The organism is Convivina praedatoris, assembly GCF_933208495.1.
GTDB lineage: Bacteria > Bacillota > Bacilli > Lactobacillales > Lactobacillaceae > Convivina > Convivina praedatoris.
This window is the reverse complement of the sequence record NZ_CAKOET010000001.1, coordinates 1-26,193: the sequence shown is the minus strand read 5'-3', so window position 1 is coordinate 26,193 and position 26,193 is coordinate 1. Positions and strand designations below refer to the sequence as shown.

The following is a 26,193-nucleotide window of genomic DNA, read 5'->3' as shown; positions in this document are numbered from 1 at the left end:
ATCTAGGTAGCCTTTTTATTTTGCTGACTATGCTGTGTATATGCGTCCTTGTGCCTTGTCTAACTGCTTAGCTATCTCATTTCCGTGTTGCTTTCTTAAACGCTTGTATACGCCTAATATCGTGCTTAATTCATCTATAAGCTGGTGGACTTTGCCAAGCTTACGCTCGTACGTTGTCCAGTGCATCCCCTTTGGCTTTGAAACATTGATATAGCCTATATAGTTAGGTGGTAATATATTGCACTCTACTGGGTTAATGGCTCTTAATTGCTTATTGAGTTGAATATCTAGCGCCAATGCCTTACAGATAATATCCCTATTCGCCTTATTATCTTGGTAAGTATAGTAAAGGTTGCCACATTGCCGACAAGTCACACTGTGACTCACATAATACAATGCCGTTCTCCTTTGCTGACAAACTGGGCATACTAGCCAATGCCGTACACCGCCATAATTAGGTTTAGTAGTTGCTAAGGCTATCTTGTGGCCCTGCCAGTTCACACCATTGGCCCGGGGATGTTCTTTAAAGTTTAATTGTTGGATATTTAATGTTGGATAGCTTGTGACCTTTTGCATTGCAACCCTCAATTTATGTCTAAAACAATAGTCAAATTTTGTAACCTTGTTGCGCACTTTTTAAAGCTCTTTAGTCTACTATCGTTATTATATCAACCTCTATAAGCCTGTAACCATGTAACTTTTAGGGTGCAACCTTTTGCAACGTTGCAACACTATTTAAGTGCGTTCTTGATCGTATAGGCATGGTTTTTATAACAGGTTTTAACAGGTTTTCATGTTAGGTTTTGTTAGGTTTTTATTGTCAAGTTTTGTCAAGTTTTTAGTAAAAAATAACTGAGGTTTTCTGAGGTTTAGGCATGAGTTTTAATAGGTTCATCAGCACAAAAATAGCCCTACTCGTTTGAGTAAGGCTTTTCTTATTCATACACTTTAAACATGTCATCGTAACTAATGGCTAGCGTATATGTCTTTTTGTTTGGGGCATCCTCTTCGTGCTTATCAATAAAATAAAATCCGTTGCTTATATAAAAGTCAACCGGATCGGGTAAGCTCTCAACCATAACACCAGCAAAAGCTATCCCGTATTGTGCGCCTACATCCAGTAACATCTTAAAAATATACTTCAGAATAGCTGTCCCAAGATGTAGCCCATCTAACCCATTACCAAACTGAAAGGGCTTGTTAACAGATAGATGGTCTATGTTGATCATTGGCAACGACTTCATCCCACTAGCATCCCCAAATATTTTTTCACGGTTTACATCAGCAAAGGAGGCAGAGCTACTTGAGGTTGATAGGGCAAACATTCCAACTAACACATCATCAAGATAAACAGCGTTGAGGCTGGTTATATGTTTTCTCTCAAGGTCTTGGTAATCATACTTAACAAACTCATCAAGCCCGGCAACTCCACAACTATAATTATCTAGTTGTTTTGTATCAATCAAGCCAGAAACAGAACATACTTTAAATCCTAATTGTTCCATTTTCTACCAATTCTTTAAAGCGCTTTACACCCTCATCAGATTTAGCAAAGCTAGCCTTAATCTTAGCTACATTTTCTTCTTGTTCAACCTGTGTAGGGTGGAAGATCTTACGGTACTGTTCAGCTTGTGCCCTGTTATCTAAATCAAAAACAACATGCTTGTTATCAATAATCATAGCAACCCCCTTATACGTTACTGTTGCCAGAAACAAAGTAAAGGTATAAAAAGCATCGTTCCTACACCTATCTGTAAATAAATAATACAAGGAAGTCATACAAAATGTAAAGCTATTTTTTAATCATTTTGACGTCTCTTGACGTTCAGTGACATCCAAATAAGCGTAAAAGATAAATTGGTATAGTCGCTATAAGGTTAATTATTTCCCGCTATACAAGGTGTAACCATCCCCGTTACATGCTAGTCACTTTGTAACGTTGCCAATTCTGGCAATGTTTCCCCACTGATGGGGAACGAGCTAAGTTCAACATAAGGCGTCCCGCTTCGCTACTCCCCTATGTCGTCCGTCCTAGGTTTAATCTAGGTCGTTAATATATCGGCAGTTTTGCCAAAAGTGGCAGAAAGCTGGGGGCGCGTTTTGCTACCCTAGCCAATTGATCAAACGCCTGTTGTTTAATTGTTAACTTTCCCGACTCTATCTCGGTTCAGGTTTGAACGTTTACGCTAGTTCCGTCGGCAAGCTGGGGTAACGTTTTGTTATGGCAGGGTGTGGATGTATCCACGGGCCAAACTATAACAAGCGTACCTGTAGGTACAGTTGTTATTGACCAAAATACAAGCGTGGATGTGTTCACGGTTGTCAAAGGGGTGTCTATTTTGGACACTCCTTTTTGTTTTCGCCACTTTAGACAAAGGAGTCGGCAAATCACCGCCCCCCTATCTTGAATATTTAATAAAGCACACATATATCGTCACCTTGTGTCACGCACCCATTTTCAAAAGTTTTTTTCTGGGGTGGTTATGAACCGCCAAGCGTTCTTGTGTAGCCATTTGTGTTTTTAAAAAGTACCACATAAGCCCACCCTAAAAACCCGGACAAAATTGCTATATATTTTTATCAAATGCCTGTTTACTAGGCTTTTAGGGGATGTACCCCCCTACCTAAAATTTTCAAAAATTGAACTTTTTTATAAGGCGACGATATGTGAGCGCTCTCTCGTTCAGACAAACAGGGGCGGGGGTATCTAGCTTTTTATGTCTGCATTCGTACACAAATACACCACTTCAAAATAAAAACGCTTAAATCGTCTTATAGGCGTTCAAACGTCATTCATCATCTTTACAATTGCGGCTATATTATTAGTAGCTCGTACTGGTTTTAACCAGTTATCCTTACCGGTACCATAGTATCTCTGTTCCCACCTAGTCTTAGCTGCATGGCAAGACGGACAAACAACCGCTAGGTTACTTGGGTTAGCTTTAAGTGTCTGGTCTACCTCTATAGGTACGATATGATCGACAATCTTAGTAGCCGTCACTCTACCTTGCACCTTACAGTACTGACACAGGTAGTGCTGGTTATTAAGCGTTGCTTGTCTTAATGCTACCCACTGTCTCGTACGGTAGAACTGATACTGACTAGACTTGTTACCATCTCGATTACGTACCACCGTGTTGTAACGATGGGTTGCTGTCTTATCTCGTGGTTTATATTCACGCTCTTGGTCTTTATGAACCTCACAATAGTGTTTAGGCAGCTTAACCATTGTGTGGCACCCATTAGCACGGCAACGTATTACTCTAGCCAAACGCCCACCATCCTATTAGGAATAGGACAATTAGAATACCAACAGCTACCTTCCAACCTAGTTCAACAAACAGAGTGATGATTGCCCCAATCCCAAAGAAGAATACTGAAAATACTGCGCTTAATATTAGAATGACAATAATTATCCCCAGCAAGATTAACATATAAATACCCTTTGGCATTAACAACAATAGAGAAATTCGCCATCATACTTCTGCATGTTGTCGTACCCCCTAATATTAACTATATGCACAAAAAATCCAGCCTTCACTTGTCTTGGCGTTACTTATATTTAATCTGTCTTTGTAAATCAGCAAATGCATCTTGTCCTGATCTTACATTGTCCCTAAAATTGTTTGATGTACATTCACTTTTCAACCAATTATTTAATTGTGAGGTATTAACATGAAATTCTTGTAATTTCTTCAAAAAATACCTATTTCTCTCTATATTTCTTTTCAACAAAGTTACATTGCTAGGACAGTAAGAGTTTATTACACTAACACTAGTAGACATACCTCTCACTTCTATCGGAGTTATTCCAAATATAAATTTTCTGTATTCTTGGTTAATTTCAAACAACTCTTGATTATAGCTTAAACAGATACCGATTAGCTCTTTCCTTATATTACTTTTCTGATCTAATCTATGACTCAAACGGCTAAACATAAATGTAAGAAGTGCTGTAGGAATTAGTGTTGTCAGTATATAGTTGAATGGTTCACCTATAGTGAATAATTTATGAATTAATAACATTTAAAATTCCCATACGTAACAATGTCATCATGATCAGAAAAGTAGGTCAATCTACGCAGTGTTTCATCCGTACCTTATACGACTTCATTTACCCTATCCTATCTTGATGTGACTATTTTAGTAGTTACAATCTGCCTATCTTTCCACTCAACAACGTCTTTAATGACTAACTTTTCAATGGCTTTTATATAAATGCCCATGGTCTCGTAGTCTGGCTGACCATCTGTATCCAGTAATATCTTTATTTTTTGTGAATTAATAACATTAACATTATAACTTGAACTTCCCCAAGTAAACGTTGAGAAGCTTTTTGACATTGATGTTATTAAAAACAGAGCTTTGGTTTCATCAAATCCTTCAAATGCGGGTAAAATTACCTTTATTTTATCGGCAGTAAAATATGGCTCTTTTTGATAAAACATAGTGGCTGTATCTTGACCAAACGATATTGTATTTGCCTCGTTTAAATACTCCGGCTCCTCATTAATATATCCCCGTATGCCATTATTTAATGAAGTCCTAACAACGTATGGATTACCTTTTTCTTGAATAGTGACCTTGTTAGCATCAAATCGTTTCTTTGGAGTTTTTACTTTAAATATATCGCTAATTGTAAACTCACCCCAAAATGGAACATAATTCTTTAAATCAGCAAGATTGTAACTCAAGTCAGTTACTGTTCTGTTCTGTTCTGTTCTGTTCTGTTCTGTTCTGTTCTGTTCTGTTCTGTTCTGTTCTGTATTATGCGCCCTAAAATCATTTAGTACAACTTTTTCTTCATCCGTGAGTACATAATCATTTAGTCCGGTAGCAACTAAGTAAGCCTCAAGCTCCTTGACGCGTTCAGCCTCAAGCTCCTTGATGTACGCTTCCATGTAATCAAAAGCAATCATCCCGTTTGAACTAAATGGTAAATAGATATCCAATTTTTTTAATTTGGCAACTGAAACAGGATTATTATAACCAAAGGGTCCCATTTGTTTATTAACTGCGCTTGCTAAATATAATCCTTGACTATCAGTAATTTGAAAATCACTTTCCAAAACTAATACACCATCAGTAGTCATAAACTTCTCAGGTTGATAGTAAACCCAGCCAGTTTGCCTACCAATAATAATTGATTGCGCTTTAAAAATTCGGTTCTCGCCTAGTTCAAAGTTTCCTGAATAACCGTTATCTACATTTTTTTGAACAATTAGATTTACTCCATTTTTGGATGGAATTAAATCTTTCTGCCGCGATATGTTTCCACGACCAATTTTATTAAATATCTGACTCAATAGAATCTTCTTAATCTCAATATCAGGATACTTGGCCCTAACTCTTTTCTCAACATTCGAATTAGGGCTCATTAAAAATCCTGGTTTTCCCCTTTAAGAATTTGAGAAACTTCCCAACTCAAGTAGTCGCTAACCGTTTTTTTAAAGTCTGCTTCGGTTGGTGTTGTATCAATCTTTTTGTTGTAGTTCCAGTCCTTACCACTTTCAGGGTCGATCGTCCCCTTATAGTAATTATCACCCTCAGTAAAGTAATCTGTTTTCTTAGAGCGATCTAAGATAATATCCAAGACTTCTTGGTAATGGCCCTTGGCATCATTGGTATTAAACAAATTTGTTTTCGCCTTCTTACGATTAGTTCTTGTGTAGCCATCTTCACGTAAGTCAATAAAGTAAACGTTGTCATCGGCTTTGTGTGGCTTTCCAACCTCAAACAGATAAATTGATGTTTGCACACTAGCCTTGAACAGGTCAATCGGCATTTTGATACTTGCCTTTAATTTATTATTTTTGAGAATACGTTTGTTTATTTCAGTAGCTTTACCACTTCCGGCACTATCTTGGATAATGACAGCACCAAAGCCCTTTTTCTGCTTGCTGAAAGCCTTCTCCACAAAAATCATACCGTTGCCTTCAGCAGAGTATGGAGGGTTTAACAAGAATACGTCAGCAGGAAAAGGGTCTTCGTTATAAGCGTACTTACCTTCATAACTAGTTAAAGAATTATCGTTAACGATATTAGAAGAGCCATCCCCCATGAGAATCATGTTTAAGACGGCCAAGATATAAACATTAGGCAATAACTCAACACCTAGTAATTGCTTAGTCTTGATATTTTCAATCTTTTCATATTGTTTAGTTAAGTCATTGGCATAGTTAATATGAGCGTCGCCAATCATAATATTCATGGCAGAAATCAAAAAGCCACCCGACCCAAGAGCCCAATCCCAAACATAGCTATCCTGATTAACCTGTGCTAATTGTGCCATGAAGTGTGTAATATACCGTGGCGTTAAAACAACATCGTTTGCCCCGCCATCGGGAACATCGACCCAAGCATTCATGACATTAAACAACTTACCAGTAAAATCATTAATTCCCGTGACATCATAGATTGGAATTAACTTATCGTAAATCTCTTGGTAAATGGTCTTAAGTGGTGTTTGTAATTCATTAGCCGACTTTTTATTTAAATTACTGTTAACGAAGTTAGGTTGTAGATAATCTAAAATTTGTTTCTGTTTGGGTGCTGGTAAATTCCGCTTTTTTAAGAAGCTACGCACCTTAATTAATATCTTTTCACCGTCAGTATTTCCTTCTTCTGTTGAACCCGTCAAGTCACTAGGATTTAGTCGACGAACCTTCCAGTCGCCTTTACTATCTTGTACCCCAACAGCAGCCATCAAAGACCCCGCTACAATGTTGATTCGCTGACTCGGGATAATCTGTTGTTCATCGTGAATCTTTTGATTTAGTTCTTGCAAAACGGCTTCAATTTTAGCGTCATCACGAATTAGTCTTTGTTCAAGTTCTCGTGGATCTAATTGGACGTCCGCTATCTTTTGAAAAAGATAAGACTTTTCAGTAGCACTGTTTTTCAGAAAGTCAAAGTTGCTGTAGCTACCTAAAAAGATTGGCAGTTCTGGGTCTTTCTGGTTCAATACGTAGCACTTAATCTCATAATTAATGCTTCCAGTACTATCCTTAGTTCCATTAACACCAACGGCTAATGCTTCTGGGTAATCAGTCCCCTTTAATGCATTCATAGCATAATAACTAGCACCATTCACCGCGTATTTTGAAATTGCGCTCTTATAATCAAAATCGCCAGTATTCCCACGCAGGACAACTAAATCTTGCTTGTCTAATTTTTCTAACTTTCCTTTTGAACCCTTGTACTCAATGAAGGCGGGAATCGTTTTATCACCATTAGAAATAATAACCGTATAATCTGGCCTTCCTCCACCTTCACCACCTAATTTGGATGGGTTACTTTTTAATGTTTCATCAATTCGTGGATCTACACTTTCATTCTCAGAGGCAATGTTTGGCCACCCTAAAGAGCGTATCTGTCCATCCCCCCACTGTTTCACCGTGGTTTCAATACTTGCAACCATTTTTCACCATCTAACTTTCAAAGAATAAATATACACTATTTAATTTTGCCACATTTAGGGTCTTTTTGGCTTATCTATGACATGTTTAAAAATAACTTAACTAATTCATGACCATCAAGAACTTTGAACAATATTTACTCTTTAATGTGGTTAAAAATAATGTACATATCCATTATGTCGGTCTTTTATATTTTAACCGCAACTTTTTAATCACGACTTTTTTGTTAAGCATAGTCTAATCAAAATCGCTTAAACATGGCTTTTTACCCTCCCATTGACGTCTCTTGATGGTACCAATGGATTCGAGGTTATCTGGCTTTTTATGTTTTCGTTCTTGCAAGATATACCAATGCAAAATAAAAACGTTCAAACGACCTTAAAACACGTTTAAACGTTGTTCAAAATTATATTAATTTTCCCTTAGAATTAGCAATATTACTGGACTGTACTTAACCACTAATCCAGCAAGACAGCGCATAAAGAATCCAAATGTGAATTGGATAGAAAGCATAGAAGAACCCTCTCATACTGTTACCTTTTTCTCCATTAAATAAATATACTGGAATTGCGGCAAAAATCATTAGCCATTGTGAGCCGCCACCAGTAACAAGGAAAATCATAGACGTTAGCACAATGATCAGTATTTGCAATAAACGTTTCTTACGAAAAACATACAATAGTGGAATTACATAAATCATAAAAGTATTTTCGGTAATCAAAATATTGGGAACTAGTGTAGTGTATCCAATAAGAATCGCAGTCGGTAATTGTCCTGCAAATAAAACTGGGATTGATAATAATATTGGTAAACTAAGTAACAAAGCTCCCTTCAAAAAGTCCAAAATTTTCCGAGTCTTAATAAAGTGTTGAAAAGCATCAACACCATACATTAAAACAACACCCAAAAATAAATCTCGAAAAATATTATTAGCTAATCCAAAATTACTCATTGGCCCACTAGCTGGCGCTAAATGTCCTATTAACGCACTACCAATAACCATAATCAAGCTACCAATATATAGGCGTAATAGATATTTCTTTTTGTTACTAGTATGCGAAAACCCAACAACACTAACAAAGAAAAAAAGTGTAGCTACTGGTCTACCAAAATAGTCGATCCACTGGGGCACGGCATAGAAAAACATTTGATGAATATGATCAACAAACATTAAGATAATCCCTAGTATCTTAATATCAAAAGTATTCATTCCTTTTCTGACAACAGACATGATTAAATTTTCCCTTCCCTATTTTTTATAATGAAACTAGTGTAACAACTAGACTAGTTAGACACCCTTACAATTTGTTATATTCCAATACTCTAATGAGAGTTAATTTCTAAACAATGATTATCTACTATCATCAAACAACAGGTATATTTAGGACTACTTTTGTTATATTAGTCTGCAATTCAGCACTAAGTTAATGACTCTTGTTATATTAAGTTTTATCAGATTCTTACGACCTTATGCCGAGCAAGTAGCTATTATCTAGCACTAGCCATGTCTTAGACTCATTAAGACGTCTTTGACCTGCACTCTTACTAATAAGTAGCCGCTGCTCAATGTTTACCCAGCTATGGCCTGTGTATCTTAGTTTGATAATTTGTTGATCTAACTCATCAAAGACTTCTAGCCACTCACTAATATACTCCATGGCCTCCCTAGTAGCGTTTATGTACGGGTCGCCATCTATCACAGCTATTTGAGTCTCTGCTTGCCTACTGATAGTGTTTTGAGCATGAATGCCTCGGTTTATATCGTCTTGCGTATTGTGGCCATGCTTGACGTTAAAAGCTCGTTGTTTAATTGCTAACGCCATCTTACCAGTGAAGTAGGCTTTTAATATTCTGTCTTTGTAGTCTGCCATTCATCCCCCATCAATCAACTATGTACTGGTATCTATCTTTTACCTGCGTAGTTATAACTACGGTGGTCTAACAACCGTGCTTGTAAACACACTTGTCCTATTCACATCAACAATATACTAACAAAGTATTTTACTATTTACGGGAAGTTTGTGGGGCATTTGAACAAATAAAAAACGGCTTAAATGCCGTTACATTGCTGATAGGACTATTTATTTTGTGGGGCGTTTTGTGGGAAGTTTTCCCTAGTTTTTCTTAGTTTCTCTTAGTTATTCAATCAACCTGTAAAAAACAAAAAAGGCTTAAGAATGCACCTTTTAGTGCTTCTTAGCCCCTCTTAGTTACTTCAATTTAATACCTAGTAGCCCCAGAGGGAGTCGAACCCTCGATTCCGCGCTGAGAACGCGACGTCTTAACCACTTGACCATGGGGCCAGTTAACAACATTTACCAGTTTACTAGATGAAGGGTCATTCGTCAATTAGAAAATATACTTTTTCTAATTTCCCAATTAAATGTTAACCCAACTTTACATTGAAATGGGCCTATGATAAATTTAATGTAAAGTTAGCTTTACTTAAGGAGGTCATATTTGAAAAATAATATTCAACAATTACGTAAAGAACACCAAATCACCCAGGCCCAGTTAGCCGATCAACTTGAAGTCAGCCGCCAGACCATCATTGCCTTAGAAAAAGGTAAATATACCGCCTCTTTACTGTTAGCCTACCGCATCGCCCACTTTTTCAACCAGTCGATTGAAGATATTTTTATTTATGAAGATCAATAAAAATATCTCAATCAATTAAATACGTCATTAAAAAGGACTCTTTTATGCTAGAACTTCACCATATTAATAAAACATTTGGTAACTATTCAGCCGTTAACGATTTAAACATCACCCTCAAACCTGGTGAAGTCATGGGTTTGATTGGACAAAATGGTGCTGGTAAAACTACCACTTTTCGCATGATTCTTAATTTTATCCAACCAACAAGTGGCACAATTGCCTGGAATGGTCACCCCTTGACCCTCCGCCAACGTCAACAAATTGGTTTTCTTCCTGAGGAACGCGGACTTTACCAAAAACAAACTATTGAAGAACAAATTCTTTACCTGGCTCAATTACACGGCATGGCCCGTGTTGATGCCCAACAAGCTCTTAAACACTGGATGGACCGCCTCGCCGTCGTCGGCAAGCCAACTGACAAGGTGCAAAAACTTTCCAAGGGAAACGCTCAAAAAGTCCAAATGATTGCGGCCTTAATTTTCCAACCTGATTTTATCATTTTAGATGAACCTTTTTCAGGTCTTGATCCAGTTAACACGAGCTTGATGATGGATGAAATTTTACGTTTTCGTGATCAAGGGGCAATGATCATTTTTTCCAGTCATGATATGAATAATGTAACTAAAATTTCCGATCATCTAACCATGCTCAAACAGGGTAAAACAGTACTTCAGGGACCCCTACAAGATATTCGAGAACAATTCGGTCGGACTAATCTTTATCTAGAAGCACCTAATTTTAACGCTCAAAGCCTAGCACAATTAGCCGGTGTTAAAAATATCAAAAACAGCGGCGCTGGTTGGCAGGTAACTTTAGATGATGAAACAGTTGGTCCTGAGATATTCAAGCTAGTCACTGCCAACGGTTACATCCCTGCCTTTAGTCAACAACCACCAACCCTTGATGAAATTTTCCGCCAGGAGGTCGCAATTCATGAATAACCAACTTATTCTCACTATCAAACATACCTACTTTACCCACCTAAAGAGTAAAAGCTTTTGGTGGATGGTTTTGGGCCCTTTTATTTTACTAATAGTTGGAGCAACAATTGGAGCCGGTTTTACTTTTTTTCAAAATGACAGTCCAGCAACTGTCGCAGTTATTAATCAATCAACCATCAGAACTGAATTAAAGCAGCAACAAAATCAACTGAATATTAGAATCAGTACGATTACCGATGACCAAACCGCTCAACAGGCACTTAAAAAAGATAAAATTGATGCCATTTTAAAAATTGGTGATAATCAAGCAACGTTAATTACCCAACCTAAAAGTAATCGAATCGATCAAGATCAACTCCAAAATTTTCTAAAGCAACTATCACTCCAAGATAGAGCACAACAATACGGCCTAAATACCGAACAAATCAACGCCATCACCAACCCTTACAAGGTAACTGGTATTGTACAAGACGACCACCATAGCCAAGATAGTACCAGTAATGCAATTGTAAATGGCCTCTTAACAACGGGTGTAAGTGTCATTATTATGATTATTGTCATGACCTATGCTTCCATTATTGCTAATGAGATTGCCAACGAAAAATCTTCTCGTATCATGGAAACACTCCTAGCCGCTTCTTCGGCTCATATCCAATATTTAGGTAAGATCATTGGCATCATTGCCCTCTTAGCAACCCAACTATTAGCCTATCTCTTAGCTGGTACAGGTACCTATTTAGTTGCCCGGAATCAGCCAATTTTTCAACAAGGATTAAAGCTTTTATCAAGTATCACCCCGTTATTTTTAATCTACACCATCTGTTGTATCTTAATTGCAACAAGTCTCTACTTGGTTCTAGCAGCCATTACCGCTTCGTTAGTCAACGATAATTCTCAGATTCAGCAAGCTCTTTCTCCAATTACAATGCTAGCAATGATTCCCTACCTAATTGGTGCTTTATCTGGTTCAATGGGTAACCAAAATGGCTTAATTAAAGTCCTTAGTTATATCCCCTTTATGTCCCAATCACTCATGCCCGGCCAACTGGCTAATCACCAAGCTAGTTGGTTACAAGCCATTATTTCTTTGGTTCTAGCGGCACTGACCCTAATAGCATTAACCCATTATGGTGAAAAACTTTACGCTAAAAATGTACTATCTTATAGCGACGAAAATATTACGAAACAACTCTTGCAGGCTTTTAGAAAAGTAAAACACTAATCGAAATTACCTGCATCATAAACGGCCTAAGTCCATGGACTTAGGTTTTTTCATTTATTGAAAAATACCATTAATTAACATTATTAACAATTGAAATAACTACTAAAAAATACAATGTTCTTGTTGTGACCACCTTGGCAGCATATTTAACGTCCCCATGGGGCTTCATTGACCAGAATTGCAAAGCAGCAATCGCCCAAGTCAATATGTATTGGTAAGATAATACATCAAGAAATAAGGCAAGGTTTCCTCACGAAGGACCGCCAAATTTAAGGGAAAACTAATAAAATTGTGTCGGCCTTAACTACCACTTTGATAAAAAGCTCTTTTCGGCCTCAAGAAATTCTAAAAAAATCCGAAATCAATATGATTTCGGATTTGTATTAAATTTGTACTTAGTCAAACCATTGATCAACTTGTTTTTGATGAGCTTTAATCCAATCAGCAGCTGCTGCCTCTGGGGACTTACCATTTTGAATTTCTAGCATGGTTTGTTCCATGTCGTCCTTAGACCACTTGAATTTCTTCATAACCTTGTAAACGTCCGGACTAGTTTTCTTCAAATCTTTACGCACCACTGTATTAATATTTTCAGTAGTACCCATGGTCCCCTTAGGATCTTCCAAATACTTTAAATGATACTTAGAAAACATCCAATGTGGTGACCAACCAGTTATAACAATTGGTTGTTTACTCTTATAAGCTTTATCCAGCGCCGTTGACATGGCTCCTGAAGATGAGGCCTGCAATTGCCATCCCGATAAATTAGGATAAGCATCAATGGTCTTTTGGGCAGCTGCCATAATACCAGCGCCCGGCTCAATACCAACAATCGTTTTATTAGCCTGATTGGTTAAATCGCTAATTGAATTAACATCCATATAATCAGGAACCACTAAGCCCAAACGTACACCCTTTAAGTTTGGTCCTAAGACCGACACGTCATTCTTATACTTACTATAAAGCTGTTTGTGCGTGTTTGGTAACCAAGCTGATAAAGTAGCATCAACTTGTTTATTAGCTAACGACTGCCATAAAACGGCGTTATCCAAAGGAGTCATAGTCACATTATAACCATGTTGGCGCATCGCCTCAGCTAAAACATTGGTAGAGGCAACTTCGGAATCCCATTGAACATAACCAATGTTAACTTTTTTACCAGTTGCCTTTTGGCTCATCATACCGTTTACGACACCACCTAGTGCAATGACCACAATCGTTCCCCAGACAATCCACTTTCGTACATTACCATGGCTCACGGCCTGAACTTGTTCTGGATTAGTATCTAACTTCTGAATAAAACGGTCAATTATAATTGCCAAAATAACCAAAGCAATTCCATTTACGAAACCAGAACCAACATCAGCATGTTGCACAGCTGATAAGACTCCTCGTCCCAATCCCGGTGCCCCAATCATCGAAGCGGTTACGACCATTGAAAGTGCTAGCATAATTGTTTGCTTGATTCCCGCAATGATCGTGTTTTTAGCATTAGGTAATTCAAGTTTAAAAAGTTTTTGCCAAGTAGTTGAACCAAACGAATCAGCTGCCTCAACCAAAGCCACTGGTACTTGTTGAATGCCCAAGTTAGTAAAATTAACTACTGGTGGTAGAGCAAAGATAACCGAAGCAAAAACACCCGGTACCACCCCGATACCAAAGAAGGCTACGGCTGGAATTAAATAAACAAAGGCTGGCATGGTTTGCATGAAATCCAAAATTGGCTTAACAATCGCCTCAGTCTTAACTGACTTGGCCATAATAATTCCTAATGGAATACCAACAATTAAGGAAACCGCACTTGCCATCACAACAAGTGTGGTAGTATTCATCAAATCATTCCACAATCCCTGATTAGCAACCAAGCCAAGTCCCGCCAAAACTAAGACCGGGAAACCCCATTTCTTGGGACTAGTTACAATAGCAATAATTGTTAAACCAGCAATCATTAACGGCATTGGAATGGCAATTAGAAAACCAGTTAAGCCATCCATAACACCTTGACCCAATTGTTGAATTAAATTAAAAAATCCAGCCCAATTTTGGGTCAACCAGGCCACTGCATCACTAATCCATTGTTCTAATGGTAGTTTAGAAGTCATCATTAAATTAGGCATCGTTATGTTCATCTCCCTCCGTAGCAGCTAGTGCCTCAATCACGGCTCCACGAATGATAATTCCCTTTAATCGTTGGTCCTCATCAACAACTGCTACCGGTGATTTGGCATCGTAAATAATTGGCATGATATCAGCAATCAGAGTATCTGGTGTAACGGTTGGCATCGGTTCCACAACATCTCGCAAAGACTTTTGTTCTTTACGTGCCTTCACAACTTCATCCGATGTTAGGTAACCTAAGAATTTACGCTGTTTAGTAATAGCCACCAGACCAGAAACTTCCTCTTTAGACATACGGTGCAAAGCAACATTAGGCCCATCAGTATCAACATTAGCCGTAAATCCTGGTACCATAATACTTTCGGCTACCAAAACACGGGAACGATCAACGTCTTCAACGAAGCTTCGAACGTAATCGTTAGCTGGATTAGTTAAAATTTCTTCTCCAGTAGCCACTTGCTGTAACTGACCATCCTTCATGATGGCAATCCGGTCACCCAAACGTAATGCTTCATTTAGATCATGGGTAATAAAGATAATGGTCTTTTGCACATTAGCCTGTAAATCAAGTAATTCATCTTGCATCTCCCGTCGAACCAAAGGATCTAAGGCAGAAAAGGCTTCATCCATTAAAAGCACATCTGGGTCATTAGTCAGCGCACGCGCTAAACCGACTCGTTGTTGCATACCACCGGACAATTGGCTAGGGTACTGATCCTTAAAAGACAATAATTTGGCATTATTTAAAGCTGCTTCTGCTCGCCTAGTCCGTTCTTCAGCTGGAACTCCTTGAACTTCCAAACCATATTCAGTATTTTCTAACAGCGTCCGATGTGGAAACAAACCAAAGTTCTGGAAAACCATACTCATTTTCTTACGGCGAATTTCTAACATTTGTCGCTTATTTAAATGAGTGATTTCATTTCCATCAATAAAAATTTGTCCACTGGTCGGTTCAATTAACCGATTCAACAAACGAATTAAGGTTGATTTACCGGAACCGGATAGTCCCATAATGACAAATATTTCACCGGTTTCAATTTCAAGATTAATGTCGTAAACCCCAACCGTACTACCGGTTTTTTCTAAAATTTCATCTTTACTACGATTTTCTTTAACCATCTTTAAGGCTGCTTTTTGATGCTTTCCAAAAATCTTAGTTAGATGCTTAATTTCAACTTTAGGCATATATCCTCCCAGTATTGACTAACTATGTATTTTAAAATAAACTACAAGTGACCACCCGTTCAATGTAAGTGGTGGTCAATAGTGACCATCTACTATTTTCACATTAGTGGTCACTTTTGTCAAATTTCTCACATTCCTATTTTTTAATTATTCATATAACTCCAAGGATATTAGTCATATGCCAAAAATTCGTGAACCACGTTACCATAGAATTGCCCAAGAAATTGCCCAACATATTGTGGACAATCATTTTCTAGTTGGCCAAAAATTACATGCACGTTCAACTTTAGCAGCTACCTTTGGTGTATCAGCCGAAACTGCCCGCAAAGCTATTAGCGTTTTAGCCGATTTAGGTATTGTAAAACCAGTCCATGGTAGTGGTGTTGAGGTTCTATCCCGCGAAAAGGCTCAGTATTTCTTAAACAGTACTAAGGAAAGTCAAGATATTCAAGCTACCAACCAAAAGATTAAAGATATTTTACAAACACAGAGTAATAATCTAAACCAACTTAAAGATCTCTTACAAACCTTACAAGAACAAACAGTGCAAATTAAACAGCATAGCCCTATGTCCCCTTATGAATACATCCCCAATACTGCCAGTGATAAATTACACCAATCGATTGGAAAGCTAAATATTTGGCAAAATACGGGGGCTACCGTAGTGGCCATCCTACATCAAAACGATTTAATCTTATCTCCGGGTCCTTACGCCGTGATTGAGCCAGGTGACACTGTTTATTTTGTTGGTGCCGATAAAAGTATGCAAGCCATGCAACAATTTTTTAACTAAAAAAGACTTGAAAAAATTTTCAAGTCTTTTTTTTATTACTGATCTAAACGAGCACGATATGCTTTGGTTTCAACTTCATAACCCGGCTTGCCCAAAAGAGCAAACATAGCTTTCTTATAATCTTCCACACCAGGTTGATTAAATGGATTAATGGCGAAGCTATATCCTGAGATTGCAACAGCCAATTCAAAGAAGTAAATCATATAACCTAAAGTATAGGCATCTTGTTTAGGAATATGAACAGCGATATTAGGAACACCACCGTCAACATGGGCCAAAGCTACCCCATTAGCCGCAGTAGCGTTAATATCGTTAACTGTCATACCTTCTAGGTACTGCAATCCATCACGATTTTCAGCCATTTTAGGTAAGTCCAAATCAGCCTGCGGATTATCCAAACGAATCACCGTTTCAAACAAATCCCGCCGACCATCTTGAATATATTGTCCTAGAGAGTGCAAATCAGTTGAGAAATTAGCCGAAGAAGGATAAATACCTTTGTGGTTCTTTCCTTCAGACTCACCCATTAATTGTTTCCACCATTCAGCTAAGTAACGCATACTTGGCTCCCAAGTAATTAATAATTCCGTTGTAAAGCCCTTATCATACAGAGTGCGACGAATAGCTGCATAACGATAAGCATCATTATCATCCAAGTTGGGTTGACTATAATCGTCTTGACTAGCTTTGGCACCAGCCATTAATTGCTCAATGTCCCCACCACTAGCAGCAATTGGCAATAAACCAACCGCCGTCAAAACTGAGAACCGTCCGCCAATCCCATTTGGAATAACAAATGTTTCGTATCCTGCTTCTTGGGATTCTTCATACAATGCTCCTCGACTAGCATCGGTAGTAGCATAGATACGCTTCTTAGCTCCCTCAGTACCGTACTTTTTTTCTAGTAATTGCTTAAAGATTCTAAAAGCTACAGAAGGTTCAGTAGTGGTACCAGATTTAGAAATTACATTTACAGAAAAGTCTTGATCACCAATTACACGAATTAAGTCTGTCAAATAAGTTGAAGATAGTGAATTACCAGCAAAGTAAACCTTAACCCCAGTCTGCTGATTGGCAACTAATTCATTGTTGAACGAAGGGTGTAAGAACTCATAAGCCATCTTGGCCCCTAAATAAGAGCCCCCAATCCCAATCACAACTAAAATTTTAGAATCAGATTGAATCTTTTTAGCCGCTGCTTGAATTTTCTTAAATTCTGCACGATCATAATCAGTTGGTAAGGTTAACCAATCTGAATATTCTGCTCCTGCACCAGTTCCTTGGCGTAATTCTTGATCTGCCATGGCGATTAAAGGCCGCACTTCTTCATACTCATGTTCACTCATAAATGGTGCTACATGCTGAGTATTTAGTTTTATATGTGTCATAACAATTAACCCTTTCTGTTATTGTAAACGCTACCACGATTATAGCATATTCCTCGTGGTAAAGAACATTCAAGTACTTATTTCACAAATCAAGGCCAAATCCAGCGTAAAATTTTCTCCCAATTATTAGCAGGATTACTGCTTTGACTGCTGGCTAATAAAATATTTTGTTGCCGATTTATATTTGATGGCAAATACTCAGCTTTCAATTTAGGCACGGCAGTGCCAATAAGTTCATCCTTTTTAATTTTCGATTCAGTGGTATGATCAGGAATCTTTAATGCTAATGATTCTCCCTTTTTAACCCAAAAGGTTTGAGTATTAGCCACATGCACTGCTATTTTACCAGCTTGCGTATTGGGCGCCAGCATTTCCTGCAGAGTGTCACCACTGTGATATGTGTGTGCTTGCTTTTCATTTAAAACCTGTCCAACCATGTCAAGAGATTTTTGAAAACGCTGAACATGATCTTCATAATCACCAGCACCATTGATAACTGTCAAAAATTCGTTTCCTTGTCCATCTGTCACTATAGCAGTTAAAGCAGCGCCTGATTCCGGCGTTGAACCGGTTTTAAGACCAACAATAGATAAATTATACGGACTTTTTAATTGGGCCGCAATTTGGCCGTTATCTTGTCCAAAATCAGTTAAAATAGTAGTCTTAATCCGACCATTTTTGGTATATGTTAAATAAGGCTGTTGCCCCACTGTTTTTAAGTTTGGATCCAAGGTTAAATCAGCACTAGCAATTTGGGCCACTTCTTTAGCACTGGCATGATTCGCCGCCGAAACTGGTTCAGTTTTAATCCGATTATCAAAAGCATCCCCATTTTGCTGTCCAGCTGCGTTATACCACTCAGATTTACTGAGCTTCAGTTCCTTGGCCCAACCTTGCAACACAGATTGAGTACTTTTGTTAGCCGGAGTTAAATAACTTGCCAAAGCAAAGGCTGCATCATTGGCAGAATTAGTAAACATGGCCGTGTAAAGATCACGAACCGATACCCGATCACCAGTACGAATTTCTAAATGCGAAAATGTCTCTTTTTGTTGCTTGGATAAATCGGCATTAGCCGGAATCGTTACCTGATCATCCCACTTAATATGACCCTTTTTCACGGCTTGCAGTACGCCATAAGCCGTCAACATTTTACTTTGAGAAGCAATCTTAACCTGTTCATCGGCATTTTTCTCGCCCAAAATTTGTCCGGTTGTACAATCAACTACCAGGGCCGAATTAGCTTTAACATCTAATTTAGTCGGTTTTTCAACTAAATCCATTTTTACTAGATTACCATGTCGAGTAAAAGCTACTTGCCCGTAGTGACCGACAATTACCAAGATAATCAAAATAATTAACCATAAGAAGTAGCGAAATTTAGTATTTTTATTTTTAATTTTTTCCAGGCGAATCATTGCTTTCCTCTTCTGATTGACTCAAAGGCATTTTAATTATAAAAGCAGTCAAATCTTGGTCAGATTCAACCCAAATTTTTCCCTGATGCTGAGAAACGATCCCTTTTACTATGGCTAAACCTAAGCCACTGCCACCAGTACTACTATTTCGTGAATTATCTACTCGATAGAAACGATCAAACAGATCTTTAATAGAGGCACTAGGAATTGCCGCCCCATTATTAACCACATGTATTTCAGCCATGTTGCGTTCTTTTATCTGAGCAGTTAGTTTGATAAATGTAGCCCCATCAGCGTATTTAAAGGCATTATTCAACAAATTAATGAAAACTCGTGCTAACTTATCAGAATCTCCGTACATGACAATGAGTTTGGGACTAATATCATAACTCAAAGTAATTCCACGTTGCTGCGCCTCTAACTCATAACTGGCTAAAAGTTGGGCGAATAAATCACCCAAATTAAACTGGGTTAAATTTAAGTTAACATCTTGCGATTGGGTTTTAGAAAATTCAAATAAGTCCTCAACCAAAGCCTTCATTTGATTAGATTTATCATAAGCAGTTTTAATATATTTTTGTTGTTCCTCAGCTGAAAGAGTCTGAGTCTGATTTACTACCAACCCCAAATAACCAATAATTGTCGTCAAAGGGGTACGTAAATCATGAGAAATATTACTCATCATTTCGTCTTTGGATTTTTCGACTTTTAATTCTTCTTGATAAAGTTGTTGCGAATGATTATTTACACGATTAAAAGCCTTAATTAGCTCCTGTAATTCAGGGAAAGAGTTTGTCTCCCACGTAATTTTTGTTTCAGGTTTTTCACTAGCTAATACGATTAATTGATGACTAAGCTCTTGTAAACTCCGCTTTCGACGCCAACTACGAATATCTACGATGAGTAATCCGAATATATTTAATACAAGTAAGATGCAAAAAAAAGGCCAACGGAAACTCGCTGACCACCAAGAAAAATAGCGTTCCATTAAATTTGACAACATTAATATTGCTAATATTGAAACAACTAACCATCCCATTGACCTTACTATTAAGATCAACATATTTTTTTTTCTTTTGCCACTCATCATAATTAACTAACTTCAATCTTATAGCCGACGCCCCAAACAGTTTGAATAACCTGATCCCCTTGGGTAGCTTCTTCCAATTTATCCCGCAAATGAGAAACATGAACCATAACTGTCTTAGCTGAAACAACTGATTCCTGCTGCCAAACTCTTTCAAAAATATCATCCGCCGAGAAAACCCGATTAGGATGTGAAGCTAACAGATATAAAATTCCAAATTCCAAGGCAGTTAAATTAACGATTTCACCTGCAGCAGTCTTCACTTCGTGACTATCTTTGTTAATAACCAAAAAGCCAATATCCAAAACATCTGGTTTAGATTCCTTGACTAAATTCTGTGACCGTCGTAGTAAAGAACGTACCCGAGCCATAACTTCTAACGGGTTAAATGGTTTCGTGACATAGTCATCAGCCCCTGAAATAAGGCCTTGAATTTTATCCATATCACTCGATTTAGCCGATAGCATAATAATGGGCATATGAGTATCCTTACGAACAGCCTTTAACACCTCTTGGCCACTCATGTTCGGCATCATAATGTCTAGTATCATTAAGGCAATATCCGGATTGGTATTCAATTTAGATAGGGCATCACGACCATCATTGGCAATAATTGGTTCATAGCCTTCATTTTTAAGATATATTTCTAATAATTCAGCAATTTCTAAATCATCGTCAACAACTAAAATTTTCATAGTTTAGCCCTTGTCATTTTGATTCTGCATACGTGCTTGTTGCGCTAGCTTACTAATAGCTAAAATACCACCAGATGGAATACCGGCCTGCTTACGGTTCCAACGGTAAATCAAGTAAGTTACGGCTGCCACTGCTACATTACCATATCCTGGCAAAACTGGGTTGATAACAGATGGAATCACAACTGTTACCAAAAATCCTCCAACCCAGGCAATCAAAATTAAGGGAATTAACAACCATGCTGACCACTTATTAATTTTTTTAGAACTTTTAGGGTTAGGAATTAGATGTAACATTACTAACGTGTATAACACACCACCCCAAATTGATAGGAAAATTGCTGAAACGATTCCAACACCTTGTCCTTGCTGTGATCCTGCCGAAATACCAGTTGTAATAGCAAAAAAAAGCGTCATAAACATTAGCAAGACTGAACTAGTATCAACCGCCAATACCCACGCTGGATAATCGTGCAACTTCTTAGCATTGACATTAGGATCTAAATAATGCTGAGCCAACTTTAAAGGACTACCATATAATTGGCTGGCTGTGGTACCCTTCCCCTGCTTTTCTAATAAATTATCAGTAACCTCTTGCACAACTCCTTCAATCTTTTCTGAAGGCATATCAGCATGATCTAGGTGCTTTTTTAGTTGAAAAATAAAATCTTGATTCTTCTTTGTTAATTCATGATTATTTTCAGTCACAGTATTCACCATTTATTCGATGCAAATTTTTTTCAGATTAAACGTTAAACCTAAACTCGATAATATCGCCATCCTGCACAACATATTCTTTTCCTTCTGAACGAAGCTTACCGGCCTCTTTTACAGCTTTAACTGATCCATACTGATCTAGATCTTCAAAGCTCATCGTTTCGGCCCGAATAAAGCCACGTTCAAAATCAGAGTGAATAACACCGGCTGCTTGTGGCGCTTTAGCACCCGCTTTAAAAGTCCAAGCGCGAGTTTCTTTCCCACCAGCAGTAAAGAAAGTACGTAAGTCCAATAAGTGATAGGCGGCGCGGATTAACTTGTTCAAACCAGGTTCATCGACACCAGCTAATTCAAGGTAATCAGCTTTTTCATCTTCATCTAATTGGGTAATTTCCTCTTCAGCATTGGCTGATAAAGCAATTACTTCTGCGTTTTCACTAGCGGCGAATTCTTGAATTTGTTGGTAATAAGCAGACTGAGTCGGATTGCCCATTTCATCTTCAGCAATATTAGCAACATATAATACAGGTTTAGATGTCAACAAAAATAACCCTTTTACAACAGTTTGTTCTTCCTCGTTAAAATCAATCGTGCGAACAGATTTCCCCGCCTCCAACACTGGCTTAATTTTTTCTAGTACCGCTGCTTCTAACTTTGCTTCTTTGTCACTACCCTTAGCAGCCCGGGCAACTTTAGCATAGCGCTTATCAACTGCTTCTAAATCAGCTAAAATTAATTCGGTATTAATTGTGTCAATATCATCAAGTGGATTAACCACGCCATTAACGTGAATAATTTGATCATCATCAAAAGCACGTACCACATGCACAATCGCATTTACCTGACGAATATTTTCTAAGAATTTATTACCCAAGCCCTCTCCCTGAGAAGCACCCTTCACAATTCCAGCAATGTCAGTAAATTCAAAGGTGGTTGGAATAATTTTATCAGCGGGCTCAATTTCTTGAATTCTCTCTAAGCGCTTGTCAGGCACCTCTACCATACCCACATTAGGTTCGATTGTAGCGAAGGGATAATTGGCCATTTCTGCCCCAGCCTTGGTAATTGCATTAAATAATGTTGACTTCCCAACGTTTGGTAAACCAACAATTCCAGCAGTAAGTGCCATGAAACTACTTCCTCTTTTCTTGATAACTTATTTTATTTTCGATGCTGCTTTTAAAATACGCTTAATTCGCTTATTAAAATTAAAACGTGTCATCATAATTGTCCGTTGGCATGCAGTACAAGTAATTTTAATATCTGCACCAACTCGCATGATTTCCCAAGAATTAACTCCACAGGCATGTGGCTTTTTCATTTCAACAATGTCATGTAATTGATAATCTGGTGTAGCCATGATCAATCAACCTCAATTTCTAATAAGGATAAAATTCGAGTCAAATCCTCTTGAGATAAATAATTAATTTCAATTTTTCCACGACCGCCCCGACTAGCCTGAACTTTCACTTTGGTACCAAACTTTTCTTCTAATTGATGGGCTAAATCTAAAGCATAAGGTGAAACTTGTTTATCAGGTTTGGAATCTACAGGTCCTTCATTAACTTGTTTAACTAACTGTTCCGTCTGTCGAACATTTAAATCTTTATCTAAAATAAGTGACAGTACGTGTTCTAGTGAACTTTGATTTTCCAATCCCAAAAGTGCGCGGGCCTGTCCCATTGATAAGCTGTCAACTTCTACTAAATCTCGAACCTTTTTAGGTAACTTTAACAACCGCAATGAATTAGCAACGGTAGTCCGTTCTTTGCCCAAATTTTGAGCCAACTCGCTCTGAGAAATACCAGTTTGATCCAATATCACCTGAAAAGCCTGTGCTTCTTCGATTGGATTTAAATCGTCTCGTTGTAGATTTTCAATTAGAGCCAACGTGGCCATAGTTTCATCATTTGTTGTGCGTACAATTGCAGCAATTTCTGTCCGCTTTAATAATTGAATTGCTCGAAGACGACGTTCCCCAGCAATAATCTGATAATAACTGCCCATTGGACGCACAATAATCGGTGTCAGTAAACCATTTTGCTTAATCGAATCGGCTAACTCTTGGATTAATTCTGGACGAAAATTTGTTCTTGGTTGAAAGGGGTTCGCTTGAATCTTATCAATTGAAATACTAACAATTTGTTCTTGCACATCCGGATTTCGCACTGCCTGTTTAGAATGCGCTAAAGCCTTTGGTGAAATCCGATTTGTCCCAAATAATGAGTCCATCCCTTTGCCCAAGCCACCTTTCTTATTGGCCATATTGCTTTAACACCTCCTGGGATAATTCCTCATAAACACGTGATCCAATACTACGAGGATCGAAGTCGATAATTGATTGTCCGTACGAAGGTGCTTCACTTAACCGGACTGTTCTTGGCACTACTGTTTTATATACGCGATCACCAAAGTAATCCCGAACTTCCTGACTCACTTGCTTTGCTAAATTAGTCCGACCATCATACATGGTTAATAAAATTCCAGCAATTTCCAGCTCCGGATTAAATTGTTGTCGTACTAATTCAACAGTATTAATCAACTGACCCAATCCCTCTAAAGCGTAAAACTCAGTTTGGACAGGAATTAGAACTGAATTAGCTGCAGTAAACGAATTAATAGTTAATAGTCCCAATGAAGGTGGGTTGTCAATTAAAATAAAATCATACTGATCATCTACCTTTGCCAAAGCCTCTTTTAAACAAAATTCACGATTTTCAACATTAACTAATTGAATTCCAACTTCAGAAAGCTCAATCGTACCCGGCAATAAATCAAAATTATCGGTAGCTACTATATTTTTTTGTATATCACTTTTACCTAACAAAACATCATATGTACTTGAATGTAAAGTTGATTTATCAACGCCCAATCCAGAAGTTGCATTACCCTGTGGATCAATATCAACTAGTAAAACACGCTGCCCAGCTTGCGCTAAGCCTGCTCCCAAATTAATACTGGTGGTTGTCTTCCCGACACCACCCTTTTGATTGGCTAAGGTGATAATATGCGTCATTACACTCTCCTTTGAAAAGCTATTTAAAGCGGCTTTCTACTTGGTATACCAGCCTGCCGAGGATATTTTCGAGGCGTTTCATTCATTTTTTCAACAACTTGAATAACCCTTGCATCATTATTGAATAGCTCGAAATCAAACTGTTCGTCTAGGCGTCCTCCTAGTAAGGTAAGAGCTCGTTTCCCATCAGCCAATTCATCATCTGCTGCTGAGCCTTTCATAACCAACAACTTCCCATTTAAACGGACAAAGGGCAACGTATATTCTGCAAGCACACTTGTCCGAGCTACGGCTCGTGCAGTCGCATAGTCAAATTTCTCACGATAATTCTTATCGTGTGCCAAATCTTCAGCTCGCCCATGAATCACCGAGACACCATCAAGATTAAGCTCTCTAATAACATTTTTCAAAAAAGAAACTCTCTTGTTTAACGCCTCAATCATGGTAACGTTTAAATTAGGAAATAAAATCTTTAAAGGTAGGGATGGAAAACCAGCACCAGCACCAACATCAACCAATGAAATATCATTCCGCGATAAATCGCGTACATAAATTGCTAACGTTAATGAATCATAAAAATGCTTTAAATAAACATCATCTCGTTCAGTAATAGCAGTTAAATTGTACAATCTATTTGTCTCAACCAACAATTCAAAATAACGTTCAAATTGATTTTCTTGCTGTTCATTTAAATAAATATCATGCTCAGCCAATGCCTGTAAAAAATCACTATTCTTCAAAATCATCTCCAATTCTAAACAGCTGTATCATAACCTAGAATACCTAAAAATATAACGATTAGCAAGTAAACAAAATTCAAATAAAACAAAAAAAACCTTGAGATAAACTCAAGGATAATGCCGTCGGTGGGAGTCGAACCCACACGGTGTTGCCACCACTGGATTTTGAGTCCAGCGCGTCTGCCAATTCCGCCACAACGGCAAAAACAAAGAATAATACTTTGTAAGGGCGGTAGAAGGGGATCGAACCCTCGCATGCTGGATCCACAAACCAGTGTGTTAACCACTTCACCACTACCGCCATGGCAGGGATAGAGGGAATCGAACCCCCATCAACGGTTTTGGAGACCGCTATTCTACCGTTAAACTATATCCCTACTATAATAAAAATCAGCACAAAAGCTGAAAAACATGATAAGGAATCGCACCCTACAAAGACAACTAATGTTCATGCTTAAGAGAGAGCTGCGTACTCAAATTATAAGCACACGACAATGGACGCTACAGGGATCGAACCTGTGACCCCCTGCTTGTAAGGCAGGTGCTCTCCCAGCTGAGCTAAGCGTCCAATATGGAGAGAAAGGGATTCGAACCCTCGAAGCAGCTTACACCGCTTACACGGTTTCCAACCGTGCTCCTTCAGCCTGACTCGGACACCTCTCCGAATTTCACTGCTCTCTCTGTCTATGTACGGCATCGCATCGTCCTATCCTCACAGCCAGCGTTCCGGCCACTACTTTCGGCGCTCTAGAGCTTAACTTCTGTGTTCGAGATGGATACAGGTGGTTCCTCTA

25 protein-coding genes, 6 tRNA genes and 1 rRNA gene are annotated in these 26,193 nt (G+C 38.2%); 4 read left to right on the top strand and 28 right to left on the bottom strand.

Annotated elements, in window-relative coordinates:
• Positions 1-27: 27 nt before the first annotated feature.
• From M4974_RS00155 to M4974_RS00110, 10 genes are all read right to left on the bottom strand, one after another.
• Complete coding sequence (locus tag M4974_RS00155) at positions 28-576, bottom strand: hypothetical protein (protein WP_248715697.1); 549 nt, start codon at positions 574-576, stop codon at positions 28-30.
• Positions 577-935: 359 nt separating this feature from the next.
• A complete protein-coding gene (locus M4974_RS00150) occupies positions 936-1,505 on the bottom strand; it encodes a hypothetical protein (RefSeq protein ID WP_248715696.1) in 570 nt (189 codons plus the stop codon).
• Positions 1,486-1,680, bottom strand: coding sequence for a hypothetical protein (locus M4974_RS00145; RefSeq protein ID WP_248715695.1), 195 nt, complete (start codon positions 1,678-1,680; stop codon positions 1,486-1,488). The genes M4974_RS00150 and M4974_RS00145 overlap by 20 nt, the downstream gene beginning before the upstream one ends.
• Positions 1,681-2,782: 1,102 nt before the next feature.
• A complete protein-coding gene (locus tag M4974_RS00140; protein WP_248715694.1) occupies positions 2,783-3,229 on the bottom strand; it encodes an HNH endonuclease in 447 nt (148 codons plus the stop codon).
• 323 nt (positions 3,230-3,552) lie between these two features.
• A complete protein-coding gene (locus tag M4974_RS00135) occupies positions 3,553-4,026 on the bottom strand; it encodes a hypothetical protein (protein WP_248715693.1) in 474 nt (157 codons plus the stop codon).
• A 98-nt stretch (positions 4,027-4,124) separates the two neighbouring features.
• Positions 4,125-5,306, bottom strand: a complete 1,182-nt coding sequence (locus M4974_RS00130; protein WP_248715692.1) for a restriction endonuclease subunit S — start codon at positions 5,304-5,306, stop codon at positions 4,125-4,127.
• A 71-nt stretch (positions 5,307-5,377) separates the two neighbouring features.
• Complete coding sequence (locus M4974_RS00125) at positions 5,378-7,420, bottom strand: N-6 DNA methylase (RefSeq protein ID WP_248715691.1); 2,043 nt, start codon at positions 7,418-7,420, stop codon at positions 5,378-5,380.
• 449 nt (positions 7,421-7,869) lie between these two features.
• Positions 7,870-8,628: a TraX family protein gene (locus M4974_RS00120; RefSeq protein WP_248715690.1), complete on the bottom strand. Its 759-nt coding sequence runs from the start codon at positions 8,626-8,628 to the stop codon at positions 7,870-7,872.
• A gap of 250 nt (positions 8,629-8,878) precedes the next feature.
• Positions 8,879-9,289 (bottom strand): DUF722 domain-containing protein, encoded by a 411-nt coding sequence (locus tag M4974_RS00115; RefSeq protein ID WP_089939327.1) that lies wholly within the window; start codon positions 9,287-9,289, stop codon positions 8,879-8,881.
• Positions 9,290-9,649: 360 nt separating this feature from the next.
• A tRNA-Glu gene (locus tag M4974_RS00110) sits at positions 9,650-9,721 on the bottom strand.
• A 157-nt stretch (positions 9,722-9,878) separates the two neighbouring features.
• Here M4974_RS00110 and M4974_RS00105 point away from each other — a divergent pair.
• The 3 genes from M4974_RS00105 to M4974_RS00095 are packed head-to-tail and all read left to right on the top strand — an operon-like array spanning position 9,879 to position 12,239.
• The gene (locus M4974_RS00105; protein WP_248705754.1) at positions 9,879-10,076 is read left to right on the top strand and encodes a helix-turn-helix transcriptional regulator; all 198 of its coding nucleotides are present in this window, start codon (positions 9,879-9,881) and stop codon (positions 10,074-10,076) included.
• Positions 10,077-10,120: 44 nt separating this feature from the next.
• On the top strand, positions 10,121-11,017 hold the full coding sequence (locus tag M4974_RS00100; RefSeq protein ID WP_248705755.1) for an ABC transporter ATP-binding protein: 897 nt from the start codon (positions 10,121-10,123) through the stop codon (positions 11,015-11,017).
• On the top strand, positions 11,010-12,239 hold the full coding sequence (locus M4974_RS00095; RefSeq protein ID WP_248705756.1) for an ABC transporter permease: 1,230 nt from the start codon (positions 11,010-11,012) through the stop codon (positions 12,237-12,239). Before M4974_RS00100 ends, M4974_RS00095 begins: the two co-directional genes overlap by 8 nt.
• A gap of 395 nt (positions 12,240-12,634) precedes the next feature.
• On the opposite strand, the gene M4974_RS00090 is transcribed toward M4974_RS00095, so the two are convergent.
• Together M4974_RS00090 and M4974_RS00085 are read right to left on the bottom strand one after the other, a co-directional pair.
• Complete coding sequence (locus tag M4974_RS00090) at positions 12,635-14,356, bottom strand: ABC transporter permease/substrate binding protein (protein WP_248705757.1); 1,722 nt, start codon at positions 14,354-14,356, stop codon at positions 12,635-12,637.
• Positions 14,349-15,545, bottom strand: coding sequence for a quaternary amine ABC transporter ATP-binding protein (locus tag M4974_RS00085; protein WP_248705758.1), 1,197 nt, complete (start codon positions 15,543-15,545; stop codon positions 14,349-14,351). The genes M4974_RS00090 and M4974_RS00085 overlap by 8 nt, the downstream gene beginning before the upstream one ends.
• A gap of 178 nt (positions 15,546-15,723) precedes the next feature.
• On the opposite strand from M4974_RS00085, the gene M4974_RS00080 reads away from it, so the two are divergent.
• Positions 15,724-16,338: a GntR family transcriptional regulator gene (locus tag M4974_RS00080; protein WP_248705759.1), complete on the top strand. Its 615-nt coding sequence runs from the start codon at positions 15,724-15,726 to the stop codon at positions 16,336-16,338.
• 35 nt (positions 16,339-16,373) lie between these two features.
• Here M4974_RS00080 and M4974_RS00075 read toward each other — a convergent pair whose 3' ends face one another.
• The 16 genes from M4974_RS00075 to rrf all read right to left on the bottom strand — a co-directional run.
• The gene (locus M4974_RS00075; RefSeq protein WP_248705760.1) at positions 16,374-17,726 is read right to left on the bottom strand and encodes a glucose-6-phosphate isomerase; all 1,353 of its coding nucleotides are present in this window, start codon (positions 17,724-17,726) and stop codon (positions 16,374-16,376) included.
• An 89-nt stretch (positions 17,727-17,815) separates the two neighbouring features.
• Complete coding sequence (locus M4974_RS00070; RefSeq protein WP_248705761.1) at positions 17,816-19,144, bottom strand: D-alanyl-D-alanine carboxypeptidase family protein; 1,329 nt, start codon at positions 19,142-19,144, stop codon at positions 17,816-17,818.
• Positions 19,122-20,147 carry a sensor histidine kinase gene (locus M4974_RS00065; RefSeq protein ID WP_248715689.1) on the bottom strand — a complete coding sequence of 342 codons (1,026 nt, stop codon included), beginning with the start codon at positions 20,145-20,147 and terminating at the stop codon, positions 19,122-19,124. Before M4974_RS00065 ends, M4974_RS00070 begins: the two co-directional genes overlap by 23 nt.
• 89 nt (positions 20,148-20,236) lie before the next feature.
• On the bottom strand, positions 20,237-20,926 hold the full coding sequence (locus M4974_RS00060) for a response regulator transcription factor (RefSeq protein ID WP_248705763.1): 690 nt from the start codon (positions 20,924-20,926) through the stop codon (positions 20,237-20,239).
• A 3-nt stretch (positions 20,927-20,929) separates the two neighbouring features.
• Positions 20,930-21,634 (bottom strand): DUF1129 domain-containing protein, encoded by a 705-nt coding sequence (locus tag M4974_RS00055; protein ID WP_248705764.1) that lies wholly within the window; start codon positions 21,632-21,634, stop codon positions 20,930-20,932.
• Positions 21,635-21,671: 37 nt separating this feature from the next.
• The gene (gene ychF / locus M4974_RS00050; protein WP_248705765.1) at positions 21,672-22,772 is read right to left on the bottom strand and encodes a redox-regulated ATPase YchF; all 1,101 of its coding nucleotides are present in this window, start codon (positions 22,770-22,772) and stop codon (positions 21,672-21,674) included.
• Positions 22,773-22,799: 27 nt separating this feature from the next.
• Positions 22,800-23,003, bottom strand: coding sequence for a DUF951 domain-containing protein (locus M4974_RS00045; protein ID WP_248705766.1), 204 nt, complete (start codon positions 23,001-23,003; stop codon positions 22,800-22,802).
• A gap of 2 nt (positions 23,004-23,005) precedes the next feature.
• Positions 23,006-23,908 carry a ParB/RepB/Spo0J family partition protein gene (locus tag M4974_RS00040; RefSeq protein ID WP_248705767.1) on the bottom strand — a complete coding sequence of 301 codons (903 nt, stop codon included), beginning with the start codon at positions 23,906-23,908 and terminating at the stop codon, positions 23,006-23,008.
• Positions 23,898-24,659 carry a ParA family protein gene (locus M4974_RS00035; protein ID WP_248705768.1) on the bottom strand — a complete coding sequence of 254 codons (762 nt, stop codon included), beginning with the start codon at positions 24,657-24,659 and terminating at the stop codon, positions 23,898-23,900. The genes M4974_RS00040 and M4974_RS00035 overlap by 11 nt, the downstream gene beginning before the upstream one ends.
• A 23-nt stretch (positions 24,660-24,682) precedes the next feature.
• A complete protein-coding gene (gene rsmG, locus M4974_RS00030) occupies positions 24,683-25,405 on the bottom strand; it encodes a 16S rRNA (guanine(527)-N(7))-methyltransferase RsmG (RefSeq protein WP_248705769.1) in 723 nt (240 codons plus the stop codon).
• 112 nt (positions 25,406-25,517) lie between these two features.
• Positions 25,518-25,601, bottom strand: a tRNA-Leu gene (locus M4974_RS00025).
• 26 nt (positions 25,602-25,627) lie between these two features.
• Positions 25,628-25,700: transfer RNA gene (locus M4974_RS00020), tRNA-His, on the bottom strand.
• A 2-nt stretch (positions 25,701-25,702) separates the two neighbouring features.
• Positions 25,703-25,776, bottom strand: a tRNA-Trp gene (locus M4974_RS00015).
• 118 nt (positions 25,777-25,894) lie between these two features.
• Positions 25,895-25,967 (bottom strand) — tRNA-Val (locus M4974_RS00010).
• A gap of 4 nt (positions 25,968-25,971) precedes the next feature.
• Positions 25,972-26,062, bottom strand: a tRNA-Ser gene (locus M4974_RS00005).
• Positions 26,063-26,092: 30 nt separating this feature from the next.
• A 5S ribosomal RNA gene (gene rrf / locus M4974_RS07920) occupies positions 26,093-26,193 on the bottom strand; the annotation flags it as partial.

Bases quoted from the DNA above. Each gene is read 5' to 3' on its own strand.
- rsmG (WP_248705769.1), bottom strand. From the start codon at position 25,405: ATGATTTTGAAGAATAGTGATTTTTTACAGGCATTGGCTGAGCATGAT.
- M4974_RS00100 (WP_248705755.1), top strand. From the start codon at position 10,121: ATGCTAGAACTTCACCATATTAATAAAACATTTGGTAACTATTCAGCC.
- ychF (WP_248705765.1), bottom strand. From the start codon at position 22,772: ATGGCACTTACTGCTGGAATTGTTGGTTTACCAAACGTTGGGAAGTCA.
- M4974_RS00065 (WP_248715689.1), bottom strand. From the start codon at position 20,147: ATGTTGTCAAATTTAATGGAACGCTATTTTTCTTGGTGGTCAGCGAGT.
- M4974_RS00035 (WP_248705768.1), bottom strand. From the start codon at position 24,659: ATGACGCATATTATCACCTTAGCCAATCAAAAGGGTGGTGTCGGGAAG.
- M4974_RS00090 (WP_248705757.1), bottom strand. From the start codon at position 14,356: ATGCCTAATTTAATGATGACTTCTAAACTACCATTAGAACAATGGATT.
- M4974_RS00125 (WP_248715691.1), bottom strand. From the start codon at position 7,420: ATGGTTGCAAGTATTGAAACCACGGTGAAACAGTGGGGGGATGGACAG.
- M4974_RS00115 (WP_089939327.1), bottom strand. From the start codon at position 9,289: ATGGCAGACTACAAAGACAGAATATTAAAAGCCTACTTCACTGGTAAG.
- M4974_RS00040 (WP_248705767.1), bottom strand. From the start codon at position 23,908: ATGGCCAATAAGAAAGGTGGCTTGGGCAAAGGGATGGACTCATTATTT.
- M4974_RS00095 (WP_248705756.1), top strand. From the start codon at position 11,010: ATGAATAACCAACTTATTCTCACTATCAAACATACCTACTTTACCCAC.
- M4974_RS00155 (WP_248715697.1), bottom strand. From the start codon at position 576: ATGCAAAAGGTCACAAGCTATCCAACATTAAATATCCAACAATTAAAC.
- M4974_RS00070 (WP_248705761.1), bottom strand. From the start codon at position 19,144: ATGATTCGCCTGGAAAAAATTAAAAATAAAAATACTAAATTTCGCTAC.
- M4974_RS00075 (WP_248705760.1), bottom strand. From the start codon at position 17,726: ATGACACATATAAAACTAAATACTCAGCATGTAGCACCATTTATGAGT.
- M4974_RS00060 (WP_248705763.1), bottom strand. From the start codon at position 20,926: ATGAAAATTTTAGTTGTTGACGATGATTTAGAAATTGCTGAATTATTA.
- M4974_RS00120 (WP_248715690.1), bottom strand. From the start codon at position 8,628: ATGAATACTTTTGATATTAAGATACTAGGGATTATCTTAATGTTTGTT.
- M4974_RS00150 (WP_248715696.1), bottom strand. From the start codon at position 1,505: ATGGAACAATTAGGATTTAAAGTATGTTCTGTTTCTGGCTTGATTGAT.
- M4974_RS00085 (WP_248705758.1), bottom strand. From the start codon at position 15,545: ATGCCTAAAGTTGAAATTAAGCATCTAACTAAGATTTTTGGAAAGCAT.
- M4974_RS00045 (WP_248705766.1), bottom strand. From the start codon at position 23,003: ATGGCTACACCAGATTATCAATTACATGACATTGTTGAAATGAAAAAG.
- M4974_RS00140 (WP_248715694.1), bottom strand. From the start codon at position 3,229: ATGGTTAAGCTGCCTAAACACTATTGTGAGGTTCATAAAGACCAAGAG.
- M4974_RS00080 (WP_248705759.1), top strand. From the start codon at position 15,724: ATGCCAAAAATTCGTGAACCACGTTACCATAGAATTGCCCAAGAAATT.
- M4974_RS00135 (WP_248715693.1), bottom strand. From the start codon at position 4,026: ATGTTATTAATTCATAAATTATTCACTATAGGTGAACCATTCAACTAT.
- M4974_RS00145 (WP_248715695.1), bottom strand. From the start codon at position 1,680: ATGATTATTGATAACAAGCATGTTGTTTTTGATTTAGATAACAGGGCA.